The organism is Rhodococcus sp. X156 (assembly GCF_004006015.1).
In the GTDB taxonomy this organism is placed as follows: Bacteria; Actinomycetota; Actinomycetes; order Mycobacteriales; family Mycobacteriaceae; genus X156.
This window is the reverse complement of record NZ_CP034766.1, coordinates 2,552,666-2,567,717: the sequence shown is the minus strand read 5'-3', so window position 1 is coordinate 2,567,717 and position 15,052 is coordinate 2,552,666. Positions and strand designations below refer to the sequence as shown.

Genomic DNA, 15,052 nt, shown 5'->3' with positions numbered 1-15,052 from the left:
ACAGAGTGACGCAAGACATACTGGTTTGCCGGGTGCGGGATTTGCACCCGCACCCGGCGGCCCGGTAGTGTTCCTCTTGTCAGCAAGGAACGAATCAACACGCTGACAGCGACGCGGGGTGGAGCAGCTCGGTAGCTCGCTGGGCTCATAACCCAGAGGTCGCAGGTTCAAATCCTGCCCCCGCTACAAAGTTCAGGCTCGGAATCTACGGATTTCGAGCCTGAACGCTTTTGAAGACTTACCGATCGTCCACTCTTGTCCGGGAACCGGTCTAGGAGCTAGCTCTTGGCCAGTGGCCCGAGCTGGGTGGGAGTCCCCCCGTCCAGCACGGACGGCACTCTATGAGTATCTCCGCGTGCTGGCCAAGGACGGTGTACGACTGGCGTCTAGCCGGCTAAGGATCGTGTTCGGTCACATCGGTCGCCAGATCCGCTACTTCGTCAGCGACGCCCACTGATAGCTGAAGCAGAATCGCGAGACCTAACCAGGGTGAACGCCCGAAGGCGGTGACACGTCGTGGGCAGCCACGTCGATCGGACATCACAGTGGACGAGTTCGTGCGCGTACAGGTACCGCGACCACGACGGCCAGGTCCGCCGCGTCTCGGCCAAGGGGGCCACCAACAAGGATGCCGAGCAAACCTCAAGGAGGTGCCCGCGCGGCGGGCGAGGCACGGCGCGACAGGCGAGCTGACAGGCGAGACCTCATTCGGCAACATCATCGAAGTCTGGCGGGAAGACCTCGACTTTGGAACCCGCCCGGGTGCGGGAGCCGCGAACGGCGCGTCGCCGGACACTGGCATCAGGGAGCTGCCGGTCACCCAACTCAAATTGAGGGCCGCGGCCTGGCGACCGTGACAGCCGGCGAGGACGCGGGAGCAAGAAGCGCGCTCACGTGAGCGTGTCGTCGGCATGAACGGCCCCGTGGACCCGCACCGACATGCTCGTCCGCTGTACCCGCGCGCCGCTCGCGAAGTCGCGCGGCTCAACCCCCGAGCCACCTAGCGCCGCTCACGATGTGCCGCGACACGAGGCACGCGACACGAGGCGACTGTAAGCCCGGCGGCGGCCTCGCAGAGCCCTGGGTAACGCAGGGCAAGCAACGGCGATGCGCGACCCAACAGCGAAGGCGTTGCGCCAGGCCAAACATCCTGCATGATGGTCAACGACCTCTAACCCAACGGCGATGCGGACCAATGTCTACGGTTTCGAACGACCCAATCCCGAGCGACGGCGAGCGGAACGCGCTGGTCGGGTTTACCGCTCAGTTCGCGCTTGCCGCTAAGGTCGTGCAGCGCCACCTGCCCCTACTCGAGTGGATCCGAGTCGCGGATCCTGATGCCGGTGTTGCTGACGACTTTCAGTTTCTCGCTTCAGGTCGCCGGCACGCTCTACAGGTCAAGTGGTCGCAGTTTCCCGGGTCTTTCACGTGGAGCGACTTAGCAGGGGCTTCCGGGCAGGGCCAGTCATTGCTGGGTGAGCTCGCCAACGCATGGCGGCGCCTTCGCGGGGGCTGGGACGGCCCGCTCACCATCCACCTGTGTACCAATAACTTTCCATCGTCTTCGACGCCTCCGGCGGGAACGGCGCTTGCATCTGCCTCCAGTGCGCCTCGGCACCTCGCAGCATTCTTGAGCCGCTCGTTGTCGCCGCTGGCCAGGTACCTACGGTTGAATCCAGGTCACGGTTGGGCCGACGTCAGCGGACTCGACCTTGTCGCATCATGGTCGGATGCTTGGACGGCGCTGTTGGTCTCGTCCGGGCTGACAGTGGACCAGTTCCCACACTTCCTTCGAGACTTCGAGTTCACATTCGTCCCGCTCGACCATTCAGAACTCGTTTCGACCCGCGAATCGGCTGACCTGAGCCACGTAGCCGGCGTGCTGCAGTCAGTCGTCGTAGATCCTGCTCGGCCCGTCGAACTGACTCGCACCGAGCTAATGCAGCGGCTCGGATGGGCGGACCGCGTCAAGTACCAGAACCCGCATAGGTTTCCAGTCCCGGAGACATACACCGCCAACATCGCGGCGCGGACCGCGCTCGAGCATGCGCTTGAGCGTCATACGAACGGCTACCTGGCGCTCATCGGCCCGCCGGGTTCGGGGAAGTCCACGCTCGTCGAGAGTTTGGCGGTGCCAGGTCGACTCGTCAGGTATTACGCGTTCGTCCCCGACGCCCCCGATCCTTTTAGCGGTCGTGGCGAAGCGCAGAGTTTCATGCATGATCTCTCATTGGCTCTCGAAGAGGCCGGCTTACACCGAAACGGCTTCGGCAGCGAGCTGCTCGGCCAGCGGGAGGTCTTGTTCGATCAGCTCGCTCGTGCTGGCGACCGCTTCGCGGAGGACGGTGTTCGCACGACAATCATCGTTGACGGCCTGGATCACATCCCGCGTGAGCAGAATCCAACGCGCTCGCTGTTGGACGAGTTGCCGAGTCCGGCCGCGCTGCGCGACGGTGTTTGCATTCTGATTGGGTCACAAACAACCTCGATTCTTCCACTTTCGATCCGCGATGCTCTAGATGACGATGAGCGGATCGTCGAGGTGCCGCCGCTTTCCAGCAGGGAAGTTGAGGCGATCGCGACTTTGGCTGGAGTCGCCGACTGGCTTGCTCCTGGCCAAGTGAGCAGCCTCGTTGACAGGAGTGAAGGTCACCCGCTGGTCCTGACTTACATGATTCAGGATCTGCGCGCTCTCGAGAGCGCGGCCGACGTTGATGCGCGTCGAGAGCAAGCCGAGCAAATGCTTATGGATGCATTGGACTACCGCGGCAGTATCGATCTCCGGTACACGCACTACTTGGGCTCACTGCTCAACGATCACGATGTTCTGTCGGTACTAGGCACTGTGTGCCGGTTGCGTATTCCAGTTGACCTCGCGTGGCTGGAAACGTGGGTCAGCCCAGCGGCGGTGTCGCGGTTCGCGGAGCGCACGCATACCTTTTTTCGCCGTAGAGGCAACGAGTGGACCTTTATCCACAACAGCTTCCGTCGATTCCTTGTTGAGCAAACAGCAATGGTTGGCGGTGAACTTCGCGAGTGGCGTTCTCGGGAACTTCACAAACAGTTGGCTGATCGGTGCGCTGCAAGCACCGATTGGCCTCAGTACCGAGACGAGGAGCTCGCTCAGCGGTATCTCGCGGGTCAGTTTAAGCTAGTGCTGGAAGCAGCGGTCCCAGGAACGCTGCGCCAGAATCTCTTTGACGGTAGGCCATACGGAGTCGTTCGTGATCAGGCACTGGTTGCCGTCCGGGCTGCGGCTGGAGCTGGTGACCACCGAGCCTTGCTTCGCTCGCTGATGCTCCTGAATGAGCTGAACCAGCGGAGTTACGTGCTCAGCGCCGAAGAGATCGCAAAGGCCATGTCTGAGGTAGATCCCGGCAGTGCCCTCGAGCACACGGTCCAGGGCCGGAGCCTCCGGATCGAGACAGGGCCTGCTCTTAAGGTTGCCGCTGCCTTGGCTGCCTCGAATGCCCTGGAGGACGCTAATGCGATTGTTCGAGCGATTGGCGGACTCCAAGGACTCGTCGGAGAACGCAACCATAGGCAACGGGAGTGGGTTGAGAGTGTTACAGATTGGGCTGAGGTCACGTGGCACCGCTCGGGCATAGGCCGAGTGCTTGACGAACTTGACCACCTACTGCCCGTCCCGGCCGCTGAAGTCGAATCCGACGAGGCGGCGCCGTCCTCTGGTGATGAGGAGGCGGGGTGGAAGGCGGCTAGGGAAGAGCGCGAAGCCCGAGAGGAACGAGTCGCAGCTATCGCCGCGCGAAATGCCGTCCACGCTCGATGCTTCGACTTGGCGGATGCCGTCCGAGATCCAGCGACTACGTCACTGGTCGCTGATCGGGTTGATGTTGAATCTGACATCGACTGGCGTGCGCGCAAGCACGTCATTAGTGCCCGGTCAGCACAAGTAGACGGGGAAACTTCAGAAGTGTTGCGGCAGGTCCAGATGATGCTGGCGCTCGAGGCATCGCAAGCGGAAGTCTTGGCACCGATATCTGGGAGTCCCTTGGCCGTTGGCCTAGACGATGATGACGAGGAAGTCGCACCCTCACCTAGGCGAATCGCACTCTCACTCCGGGTCGCTTCGGCGGACGTACTAGCTAGGGCAGGGCTCGCCGAGAGCGAGGAGTTCGCTCGTCTCCTCCCGCCCGAGACAAAGGCCGCCTGGCCGACCTCAGTCTCCGGTTCGGAAGGGCTGGCTCCGTACAGCACAATGCTCGGGGTGTTCCGCATGCGGGCTCTCGCACAGTGGATCAAGGTCTACGACGACCTGCCCGCGGAGGGGCTCACCGCGCCCGGGTCGGACCAGGGGCCCGCACGACGCCGGTTTACCGATGCGATCACCCGCGTGGCGGAACTCGAAGCGCAAGCGATTGCGTTCACGCTGGGTATGGCGGATGCTCCTGACGTTCCCGCGCTCGCCGATCCTGTGGTTCGCCTGCTGGACGTTCCTTACCAAACGACGCAAGACTGGACCGGTTGGTACCTATTCACTGATGCGGCGCCTGACATGTACGCCCGGCTGATCGAACTCTCATACCGATGCGGAGGTTACGCCCAGCTCGAACGGCTCGTCGGCCAGTTCAAGCTGGCTTGGGACAGCCCTGAACGAGGCGCCTACTGGCCGACTAGTAGGCGCGTTGGCGTTGTTCGCGCTGCCGCCCATTTCGCCGAGGCAGCAGGGTGGTGTGCGGCCGAGCTCCAGTCGGTGGAGTCTCTGATCGGGGAGGGGGACGACCCCCACGGTAGCGCCACCGCGTGGCTTGAGATCGCGAAGGTGCGATCTCAGATCGGCGACCGGGCCGAGGCAATCAGTGCCGTTGGCAACGCACATCGATACGGTTGGGGCCCGGCGCAGCATCACGATGACTACCAGCTCGTGACTTGGTTGGCATGGCTGGTCGACGCCGCGAAGATCGGGGATATCGATCAGGATACGTTCTTGAACGAAGCCCGGACGTATGCCCGAAGACTTGTGGTGGCCGCTGACGGGGCAGAGGGCCAAGCTTCTGAGGCTGCCGGCGACCTAGTAAAGGCGGTTTTCGCCTACGACCCTGGGCTCGCTACCGACATGGGTGAGGCTCTGTGCAATCACGGGGTGTTGTCCGAGGTCGAGATGGTGCTTTCGATCGTCAAGGGTGCAGCGGAGAGCTCGGAGGTGGAACCCGAGTTGGTGGCGTCGGTGCTGACCGAGCTCCTGATGCCGTTGAGTACTGATACGCCCGTGAGCATCGAGGACCTTCTGGTCGGCCGAAGCGCCAACCCAGTCGAACTTACTGAGCGGTTCGCGCGGGCGAAAAGTCTTTGGTTTGCTCCCGACAGCAGAAGGTCGGACGCCTCTGCGGAGTCGAAGCCGCCGGAGTCCTCTCCAGAATCTGGAGATGTGGGTGTGATTCAACTGCCAACGATGTTGAGGCAGATGCGCACCAAGATGATCGCGGAGGCGACCCCGGAGGAGATCGACCTGTGGTCTCGGACGATCGCCGGCTTTGACGGCGTGGCGCCGCGACTACTTGGGATCGAACTCTTGAGCGAGGCAGAGCGCCTCGCACTCGAGCCGACCGCCGTCGCATCGTTCGCCGGTCTAGCGGCGCGCGCCGGAGCGGTTGAGCAAGCACGCGCAGCTCTGAGTCGCATTCTTGCTCGGACGAAGGCGTATGGGTGGATGCGTCACTATGACGGGGGCAGCCGGGTGACCCTGTTCGAGGCAGCGATACAGCAAGCCGGTGACGAACTCGTTGACCTTGCTGCTCGCGATCTGGCCGGTCTGGTTGCTTCCGGAGCTATCGGCGGTGACTTCAATCCCAAGGATCTGAGGCGCTTCGCAGAGCTCTTCGGTGGCAAGAACCTGGTCGCGCAGTGCTGGTCGGAGGTACGGGCCTACCTTGACGTGTTTGCGCCGGCGGCCGACGCCTTGCCTGAGTTGGTCATGCGCACCTCAAAGGCTCCTGAGGTGGAAGTGCTGGAGTGGGTGGGTCGCCAACTCGGGCATCCGGTTCGGATCGTGGATTTCGGAGCACGCCGTGTTCTCGCAGCGGCTCACCAGTCGCATCGGTCCGTGGTCGAGGAACTTCTTGCTGAGATGCTTGGTCGCGGAGGTTGGGCTGCCGAAGCTGCACTTCACGTACTGATCGAGCTTCGCAACCACGCCGGGCTTGATCCGCACCCGAACCTGGAGTCGGCGCTTCTTGCAAGCGCATCGGATAAGGACGCGATCGTTCGAGTGTTGGCGCGTCGGCTCTTGGCGCTTGAGCATCTCGAGGCACCTGCGCTGGCGCCAATCGACCTTCCAGCGTTCTACGACCTGGACCTGCCGCCCCTACCGGCACGCGGCATTCCCGAGTTGGACAGGCACGGGGTGCCGCACGTCGACATGACCGACCCGCAGCAGGTCATCGGCCCGTTTGACCAGCATCTCGACGCCATTGCCGACGAGCTCGGCATCGATGTCGCGTCGCTCGTCCATCGCGCCGCAGCTCTCGGCAAGGCAGATACCGATAGATGGACCGAGGGTGGTCATCGTGATCACTCGGACCGGTTGAGGGTGCGGGGGAATCTTCACACCTATCGACCCTGGGCGTACATGGTCGGCCGTCGGGGCTGTGCGCAGGTGTTGGCCGAACTGATCGATGCGCGAGCCCTGCCGGGCGGTGCAGGCTCGTTCTTCCTCGACTTGATGATCGACGAGGCGACACACTGGATGTCTCCGCTCCCTCTGGACGGGACAACGCCGATGCCGTGGAGGGATCCCGGAAACAAGGACTATCCATCGGAGGACTGGTGCAGCGAGGCATCGGACGCGGCTGATTCATACGCCTCTGAGTTCTCGAGCAACAACGTTCTTGCGGAGCAATCGAGCTGGCGATGGCTCGCCTGGGGAGTCCCCGAGGAGGATCGCTGGATCGGCACCCGCCATGGTGAACGACCGGCGCTTCCACTCATCGCTCCAGCTGCGGGTTCGGCGTGGGAGATCACAGTGGACGTTGCGTCGAGATACCCGGAGCTCCGCGGCCTCAGTTGGGCGGATCGCGAGCTTGTCGTTCAAGCACACCGGCTCTACTCCGACGCAGAGCGTCTGCAGTGGCTTGCCCTGCATCCGGCAGTTGCACACGAACTTGGATGGACTAACGGTCAACGCCAGTTTGAGTGGGTCGGCGCGGACGGTGGCTGGCGCGCTCGCACCGTATTGCGAGTCCGAGGCCAGTTAAGTCACAGACCGCCATCCGACGCAGTCTGCGCGGAGGTCTGGCAGGTCGTTCTCAGTGAGCAGGGGTGGGTGGAACTCACCGCGGCCTTCCCTGGATTAGAGCGCACGGTGTCCGTGCGAAGAGTTCTGCCCGAGAACCGGAGAGAGGGGCGGAACAGCCTCAGCAAGACCGGGAAGGCAACCATCGTTGACGACAAGGCGTGACCAGGGGCACATCAGGCGCTCGGGCTCGTTCTGGCGCTCGGGCTTAGGCAATTTACGTCCGTGAAGACAAGTTGCCTCGTCGCCAAGTCGACTGTGCGATGGTGGGCGCGCCGTACCACCCGAGCATGTCTGGTCTGCGCTTGAGCAGATCATGGGTCGTCGAAGGCGACGACCGCAGTACGGGCCGGCCGTGGGGGCCGCCATAAGAAGGTGGCTAACGTCCCCGTCCATGAACGGGGAGCTGGCTGCGCTGATTGCTGTTGTCCTGCACGGCAATGCGTGGCTCGCGGATCCGTCCGGCCCGCCACCGTCGCTGGAGCGTGACAGCTCCACCCTGCGCTACGTCCAGTCGCTCACCTTCACCCAGCCCAAGCAGGGGCTGTTCCGGCCCGAGCGGGCGTTCGAGGGCACGGGCGGGTGGCTTGCCGCCCAGCAGCGCGCGGGGGTGCGGCGCCTGTCTCTCTTCGCCCCCACCATGAACACGGGCCGGCTGGCCCCGCACCTCGCGGCCGCGTTCTCCAACGGAGTGCCACGCGGCCTGGTCGCGAGAGGCAAGTCACAGGTGCTGTGGTGGGCGCACTGGGACACCGACGGCACCAAGGACGCCCGCGGCGCGATCTGGCGGGTGAGCCTGAGCGCGTCGGAGCTGCCCGCATCGTTCGAGCCGGCCGCTCCCTCGGTGCCCGCGGCCACGCAGGAGCTGCTGGCCGCGCTGGGTGCCGCTCGGTCGTTCGCTGCCGCCCACGACCTGCAGGGCTGGGCCGACGTGTTCGCCGGGGCGGTCGCCGCGGGGGAGTCCGACCACCCCGAGATCGCCTACCACTCCGACCTCGCCCCGGACGGGTTGCTCACGCCACAGCAGCGGCGCCTGCTCGCCGCCGCGATGCAGGGCTGGGTCTTCGGCGGCATGGGCTCGTGGAACGACGTCTACCTCGAGGGTGACGCCGAAACCACCCAGCTGAACCAGGTGAGCCACCGGCTGTACGCGGCCGTCACCGGCGCCCTCGTGGCTGTGGCCAACGCGACGTAGCCGGTCCGCGGTCGCAGGTGCCACATGCGCACGGCCTAGCCTCGGATGAATGACTTCTCCCGCTCAGAACACCGCCCTGGTCGTGGGCGCCACCGGCATCGCCGGACAGGCCCTGTCCCGTCTCCTGGTCGACGAGGGCTGGGACGTCCTGGGCCTGTCGCGGCGCGCCGCGAGCGACGTTCCTGGCGTCGTGTCCGTCCAGGCCGACCTGACCGACGCCGCCGGTCTTCGAACAGCCCTCGCTGAGCACCGGCCGACGCACGTCTTCCTCACCGCCTGGGCCCGCCAGGAGACTGAGGAGGACAACATCCGCGTCAACAGCGCCATGGTCCGCGACGTCCTGGAGGCTGTCCGGCCCGCGGCGTCGGTGCGTCACGTCGCGCTGGTGACCGGGCTCAAGCACTACCTCGGTCCCTTCGAGGCCTACGGCAAAGGCGAGCTCCCCGACACTCCCTTCCACGAGGATGAGGACCGGCTGCCCTACCCGAACTTCTACTACGCCCAGGAGGACGAGCTCTTCGCAGCCGCCGAGCGCGATGGCTTCACCTGGAGCGTGCACCGGGCGCACACGATCATCGGCTACGCCCTGGGCAACGCGATGAACATGGGCCAGACCCTCGCCGCGCAGGCCGCCGTGTGCCGCGAGCAGGGGCTGCCCTTCGTGTTCCCGGGGTCGGAGACCCAGTGGAACGGCGTGACCGACATGACCGACGCGGGGCTGCTGGCCGAGCAGATGCACTGGGCGGCCGTCACCCCCGCCGCCGCCGACACCGCCTTCAACACCGCCAACGGGGACGTCTTCCGGTGGCGCTGGATGTGGCCGCGCCTCGCCGAGCGCCTGGGCGTCGACCCCGTGGGGTACGAGGGCCACCCGCGCCCCCTGGAGGAGCAGATGGCCGACGCCGCACCGGTGTGGGCCGAGCTCGCCGCACGCGAGCGGCTGCGCGAGCACGACCTGCACCGCGTCGCGTCGTGGTGGCACACCGATGCCGACCTCGGCCGTGACATGGAGTGCTTCACCGACTTGGCTCGCAGCCGGGCCGCTGGGTTCACCGGCTACCGCTCGACGCTCGCCAGCTTCCTCGAGCTGTTCGACCGGCTCGAGGCGGATGGGGTCGTGCCCAAGCCCCGGTGATGAACCCGGCGAGCCGGCAGGTCAGGCAGTGACGGGGACCGCCTCGGCGAGGAACGCGAGCTGGTCGGCGATGACGGGCTCGAACAGGGGCGGCACGTAGGGGTCGAAGTGCCCGCCCGGGTAGCTGTGGATGGTGACGTGGGGGATGCGTCGCGCTGCCCGCTGCGCGACGCCGGTGGGGGTGATCGCGTCCTCCGTCGCCAGCTGGAACAGGACGGGGCAGGTGATCGCCCCCGCGCGTCGGCCGGGGGAGTAGAAGGGCAGCGTCGTCAACACCCGTGCCACCACCGTCTGGGGGTAGTCGCCGTCGACGAGCCCGGACGCGGCGGTCAGTCGCTCGAGGGCAGGGGCCGCGTCCGGGGAGGTCATCACGGCGCGCTCGCCTGGGGTGCCGACCGACTCGAGGTACCGGGGCGGGCGGCCGACGAGGGCGCCGAGCTGGTCGAGGACCGCCGTCGGCAGGAGCCGCGCGGCCTGCCGCAACCCGGTGGAGCGGACGGCGGCCGGTCCGCTCACGTGGGGCACCTGGGCGATCACCGCGGCGAGTGGCTCGCCGGAAGCCGCGATGGTGAGCACGTGGCCGCCGGCGAAGGACGTGCCCCAGGCCACGATCCGGGCCGGGTCCACCCGGTCCAGGCCGCGGGCGAAGCGCAGCGCCGCCCGCCAGTCGTCCAGCTGGGCCTTGATGTCCAGCAGCTGGCGGGGCTCACCGGCGCTGTCGCCGAAGTATCGGTAGTCGAACACCACCACCACGTAGCCGGCCGCGGCGAGGCGCTCGGCGTAGGCGGGCAGGCGCAGCTTGCGGGGGCTGCCGAAGCCGTGGGCCATCACGATCGCGGGGGCGGGGCTCTCACCGGCGGGCAGCCAGACGTCGGCTGCGCACTGCAGCCCCGCCGAGGTGAACGATTCCGTGCGGGAGGTGGGGGCGTGCATGGTGCTCCTCAGCGTGCAGGTCCTGGCGGCGACCAGGCTCGAAGCGGTTGGCCAGCAACCTACCCCGCTTCTTGAACGCAGTTCAATACCGGCCTGGAGCCGCTGGCGCCAGCGCGGCACCAGCGGCTCCGTCGCCGCGCTCAGGCGCCGTCGTATGAGGCTGCCACGTCGAGCACCCAGGTGATGCCGAACTTGTCGGTGAGCATCCCGTACAGCGGCGCCCACCCGGCCGGGGCGAGCGGAACCACCACGGTGGCGTGCTCGGCCAGCTTCTTCCAGTAGGTGGTGATCTCCTCGGCGTCGCTGCCGCGGACGGAGACGAAGAACGGGGCCTCGCCCTGGCTCCACGGCATGGAGGACGGCACGTCGTAGGCCATCACGTGGAAGCCGTCGGGGGAGGCCACCTGGCCCCACATGAGCTGGTCGGCCTCGTCGCGGTTCTGCACGTTGTGCGCGTCGGCGTTGGTGATGGCGACCAGGTCGCCGCCGAACACCGACTGGTAGAGCTCCAGAGCCGCTCGGGCGTCGCCGCGAAGGTTGAGGTGGGTGACGGTGCTGATGCTCATGTCGACTCCTGGGTGAGCGGTGGTTGCGGGCCTGCTGGCCTGCACTGCCCACGCTGCTCCCAGTAGCGGACAGGTTGTGTCCTGTACTCGTGGCATCCTCAGCTCCATGGCGACGACGTCGGCGCGGTTGCTCTCTCTGCTGTCCCTGCTGCAGACCCGCCGGGACTGGCCGGGACAGCTGCTGGCCGAACGGCTCGACGTCAGCGAGCGGACCGTGCGCCGCGACGTGGAACGGCTGCGGGACCTCGGCTACCCCATCGGGGCGGTGAAGGGCCCGGACGGCGGCTATCGGTTGCAGGCCGGCGCTGAGCTTCCGCCGCTGCTGTTCGACGACGGACAGGCGGTGGCGCTGGCCGTGGCCCTGCGCACCGCCGCCAGCTCGGGCGCGGGGATCGGCGAGGACGCCGCACGGGCGCTGGCCACGGTGCGCCAGGTGATGCCCTCGCGGCTGCGCCACCGCATCGATGCCCTGCAGGTCTCCGCGGTGGGTGATCGTCGTGGTGCCCAGGCGGATCCGCAGGCGCTGGTGGCGCTCGCCGCAGCGGTGCGCGAGCACGAGGTGGTCCGGTTCGACTACGCCGGCGGCAGCTCTGAATCGGGTCTGGCTCGACGGGTGGAGCCGCACCACGTAGTCACTCGGGCCGGGCGCTGGTACCTGGTGGGCTGGGACCTCGACCGCGCTGACTGGCGGGTGTTCCGCGTCGACCGGCTCACCCTGCGCACCCCCAACGGGCCCCGGTTCACCCCCCGCGAGCTGCCCGGTGGCGTCAGCGTCGACGCCTACCTCGCCGGCACCCTGCGCGGGGCGACCACGGGGGAGGAGTGGCCCTGCCAGGGGGAGGTGGTCCTGGCCCTGCCCGCCGCCGCGGTGTCACCGTTCGCCCAGGACTGGACGGTGGAGGACCTCGGCGCCGACCGCTGCCGGCTGGTGGTGGGGTCGTGGTCGTGGGCCGGCGTGGTGGCCCTGCTCGGGCGGTACGAGGCTGACTTCGAGGTGGTCGGTCCGCCCGAGCTGCGCGTCGAGCTGCAGCGGACCGCCGAGCGGTTCAGCCGGGCCGCGGCGCAGTGACGGACCACGTCACGCCACGGTCGGGGGGTGCACGCAGAACTCGTGGCCGTCGGGGTCGGCCAGCACCACCCAGCTGACGTCTCCCTGGCCGATGTCCACCCGGGTGGCGCCGAGGGAGAGCAGGCGGTCGACCTCGGCCTGCTGGTTGCCGCCAGCCAGGGGAGCGAGGTCGAGGTGGAGGCGGTGCTTGCCGGTCTTGGGCAGCAGCGGGGGACCGCCCCAGGTGAGCTTGGGGCCGCCGTGCGGTGAGCGGATTGCGGTCTCCTGGTCCTGGTCCCACACCAGCGGCCAGCCCAGCGCCTCGCTCCAGAAGTAGCCGCAGGCCTGCGAGCCGTCACCGGCGAGTGCCCCGACGAACCCGCAGTCGGCGAGGAAGCTGTTGCCGGGCCCGATGACGCAGAACTCGTTGCCCTCCGGGTCGGCCAGCACCACGTGGCCCTCCTCCGGGCGCTGGCCGATATCGAGGTGGCGCGCACCCAGCTCCAGCGCCCGGGCCACGGTGCGCCGCTGGTCCTCCAGGGAGGTGCTGGTGAGGTCCAGGTGCAGGTGGTTCTGGCCGACCTTCGGCTCCTCGGTGGGGATGACGTCGATCCGGAAGCCGGTGTCGTCACTAGGCAGGAGCACGGTGCCGTTCTGCGGGTCCTGCACCAGGTCCCAGCCCAGGACGCCGGCCCAGAACTGCGCGAGAGCGGGCGGGTCGTGGGCGTCGACGCAGAGGGAGATCAGCTGGCAGCTCATGCCGGACGCTCCGCCTGCGCCTGGGCGGTGCGGAACCGCGCGTCGCGCTGATAGTCGTCGTGGCGCAGCTGCAGTGCGGCCACCACCTGTCTGGGGGCGTCGTCGCCGACCAGCAGCCGCAGCCGCTCGTCGGCCGGGTCGGCGACGTGACGCACGATCGCGGCCGCGGCGTCCTCAGGAGCGGTGCCACCACCGGTGCCGCCGGTGGCGGGCCACGGGACCTCCGGCGTGCCGAACAGCTCGGTGCGCAGCTCGTCGTAGGCGGGCTCCGGCTTGGCGAAGCGCATGCTCCCGGTCGCCCACTCCGTGTCGATCCCGCCGAGCTCGGCGATGGTCACGCGGATGCCGAACCGGCGCACCTCCCCGGCCAGGGCCTCGCTGAACCCCTCCAGCCCCCACTTCGCCGCGTTGTACAGCCCCAGGGTGGGCATGGTGCCGACCGCGCCGACGGTGGAGATCTGCACGACGTGGCCGCTGCCCTGCTCGCGCATCACCGGCAGCGCGGCCTGGGTGAGCCAGAGGGCGCCCAGCAGGTTGGTGTCGATGACCTGCCGGGCGTCGCTCTCGGACACCTCCTCCACGGTGCCGACCAGCCCGTGGCCGGCGTTGTTCACCAGCACGTCGAGCCGCCCGAAGCGCTCCAGGGTGTGGTCCACCGTCGCGTGCGCCCCGTCGCGGTCGCGGACGTCGAGACGGTGCACCAGCAGGCGGTCGTGCGTCGGCAGCGAGTGCTCACCGCGGACGGTGGCCACCACGCAGTGCCCGGCCTCCAGTGCCGCAGTGGTCAGCGCCCGGCCGAGGCCGCGGCTCGCGCCGGTGACCAGCCAGACCTGTCGAGACGTCATGGCGCTACCGTAGGCCGAGGGGCGGCTGCTCACCCCGCGAGCAGCTTGGCCAGGGTGTCGGTGGGGTGGTAGCCCGCCGGCACGCCCTCCACCACCAGGGCGCGGGAGACGGAGTTGGTGGTCCGCAGGCCCAGGATCTCCTGGTAGGCCGGCGAGTGGTACCAGGCCCGGGCGGCGGCCAGCGACGGGAAGCCGATGACCACCAGGGCGCCCGACCAGCTGCCCTCCAGGATCTCCGGTGGGCTGCCGTGCACCAGCCACTCGCCGCCGAACGGCTGCAGCGTTGCCTCGATGGTCTCCAGGTAGCGCTGGATCTCCGGCCCGAAGCGGACGTCCTCCAGGAAGGCCACGGCGTAGCCGCGCGGGGTGCCCGTGGCGGGCTGGGGGTGGACGGTGTTGGTCATGATCGTTCCTCTCGATCGGACATGCGGACGCCATCGATCGTGGGCGCGTCGGTGCGCAGGCGCCATGACCTCCGAGGTCATGGGAGGGCGGCCCGGTGGTCCCTAGGCTGAATCTCATGACCGTGGTCGGGGACGGCGTCGAGGTGGGTGGGCTGCTGCGCACCTGGCGAGAGCGGCGCCGGTACAGCCAGCAGGAGCTGTCCGACCGCTCGCGGGTGAGCACCCGGCACCTGAGCCGGGTGGAGACCGGCAGGGCGCGGCCGACGTCGGAGATGGTGCTGCACCTGGCCGAGCACCTGGAGGTCCCGCTGCGCGAGCGCAACCGGCTGCTGCTCGCCGCGGGGTACGCGCCGTGCTTCCACGACCACCCGCTGGACGACGCGAGTGTCGCGGTGGTGATGGAGGGTTTGCGGCACCTGCTGGACGCGCACCTGCCGTACCCAGCGCTGCTGCTGGACACCGGCTGGGACGTGGTGGACGCCAACGCCGCCGTCGACCAGCTGCTGGCGGGCTGCGACCCGGGGCTGCTCGAGCCGCCGCTGAACGTGGTGCGACTGTGCCTGCACCCCCGGGGTTTGGCGCCGCGGATCCGCAACCTCGACCAGTGGGCGGCGCACCTGCACCAGCAGGTCAGCCACCGCGCCGAGCACACCCACGACCCGCGGCACCTCGCGCTGGTTGCCGAAATCGAGTCCTACGTGGACGGTCTGCCCCGTCTGCCGGTGACCACTGGCCCGGTGCTCACCCTCGAGCTGCAGACCAACGCCGGGGTGCTGCGGTTCTTCAGCACCTCGGCGCAGCTGGACACCGCCACCGACGCCACCCTGGAGGGGCTGCACCTGGAGACCTTCCTGCCCGCCGACGTCGCCACCCGGCAGGCTTTCGGCCAGGGCTGACGCACGGAAACCCCTAGCC

The 15,052-nt window shown here is 67.8% G+C and carries 10 protein-coding genes and 1 tRNA gene; 6 read left to right on the top strand and 5 right to left on the bottom strand.

What is annotated here, in order from left to right; genetic code table 11:
• Window positions 1-112 precede the first annotated feature (112 nt).
• The 4 genes from ELX43_RS12145 to ELX43_RS12130 all read left to right on the top strand — a co-directional run bounded on the left by ELX43_RS12145 (window position 113) and on the right by ELX43_RS12130 (window position 9,582).
• Window positions 113-186, top strand: a tRNA-Met gene (locus ELX43_RS12145).
• A gap of 1,582 nt (window positions 187-1,768) precedes the next feature.
• On the top strand, window positions 1,769-7,417 hold the full coding sequence (locus ELX43_RS12140) for an ATP-binding protein (protein ID WP_127783653.1): 5,649 nt from the start codon (window positions 1,769-1,771) through the stop codon (window positions 7,415-7,417).
• Window positions 7,418-7,646: 229 nt separating this feature from the next.
• Complete coding sequence (locus tag ELX43_RS12135; RefSeq protein WP_127783652.1) at window positions 7,647-8,447, top strand: hypothetical protein; 801 nt, start codon at window positions 7,647-7,649, stop codon at window positions 8,445-8,447.
• A 49-nt stretch (window positions 8,448-8,496) separates the two neighbouring features.
• Window positions 8,497-9,582 (top strand): SDR family oxidoreductase, encoded by a 1,086-nt coding sequence (locus ELX43_RS12130; RefSeq protein ID WP_127783651.1) that lies wholly within the window; start codon window positions 8,497-8,499, stop codon window positions 9,580-9,582.
• Window positions 9,583-9,603: 21 nt separating this feature from the next.
• On the opposite strand, the gene ELX43_RS12125 is transcribed toward ELX43_RS12130, so the two are convergent.
• Together ELX43_RS12125 and ELX43_RS12120 are read right to left on the bottom strand one after the other, a co-directional pair.
• A complete protein-coding gene (locus ELX43_RS12125; RefSeq protein WP_127783650.1) occupies window positions 9,604-10,515 on the bottom strand; it encodes an alpha/beta hydrolase in 912 nt (303 codons plus the stop codon).
• Between the two features lie 140 nt (window positions 10,516-10,655).
• A complete protein-coding gene (locus ELX43_RS12120) occupies window positions 10,656-11,081 on the bottom strand; it encodes a VOC family protein (protein ID WP_127783649.1) in 426 nt (141 codons plus the stop codon).
• 106 nt (window positions 11,082-11,187) lie between these two features.
• On the opposite strand from ELX43_RS12120, the gene ELX43_RS12115 reads away from it, so the two are divergent.
• Window positions 11,188-12,150 (top strand): WYL domain-containing protein, encoded by a 963-nt coding sequence (locus ELX43_RS12115; RefSeq protein ID WP_127783648.1) that lies wholly within the window; start codon window positions 11,188-11,190, stop codon window positions 12,148-12,150.
• 9 nt (window positions 12,151-12,159) lie between these two features.
• On the opposite strand, the gene ELX43_RS18290 is transcribed toward ELX43_RS12115, so the two are convergent.
• From ELX43_RS18290 to ELX43_RS12100, 3 genes are read right to left on the bottom strand one after another with little or no spacing between them, the layout of a single operon-like run.
• Window positions 12,160-12,888, bottom strand: a complete 729-nt coding sequence (locus tag ELX43_RS18290) for a VOC family protein (RefSeq protein ID WP_127783647.1) — start codon at window positions 12,886-12,888, stop codon at window positions 12,160-12,162.
• Window positions 12,885-13,733, bottom strand: a complete 849-nt coding sequence (locus ELX43_RS12105) for an SDR family NAD(P)-dependent oxidoreductase (RefSeq protein ID WP_127783646.1) — start codon at window positions 13,731-13,733, stop codon at window positions 12,885-12,887. Before ELX43_RS12105 ends, ELX43_RS18290 begins: the two co-directional genes overlap by 4 nt.
• Before the next feature lie 29 nt (window positions 13,734-13,762).
• Complete coding sequence (locus ELX43_RS12100; protein ID WP_127783645.1) at window positions 13,763-14,137, bottom strand: DUF1330 domain-containing protein; 375 nt, start codon at window positions 14,135-14,137, stop codon at window positions 13,763-13,765.
• Window positions 14,138-14,253: 116 nt separating this feature from the next.
• On the opposite strand from ELX43_RS12100, the gene ELX43_RS12095 reads away from it, so the two are divergent.
• Window positions 14,254-15,033, top strand: a complete 780-nt coding sequence (locus ELX43_RS12095; protein ID WP_164860649.1) for a helix-turn-helix transcriptional regulator — start codon at window positions 14,254-14,256, stop codon at window positions 15,031-15,033.
• The last annotated feature ends 19 nt before the right edge of the window (window positions 15,034-15,052 follow it).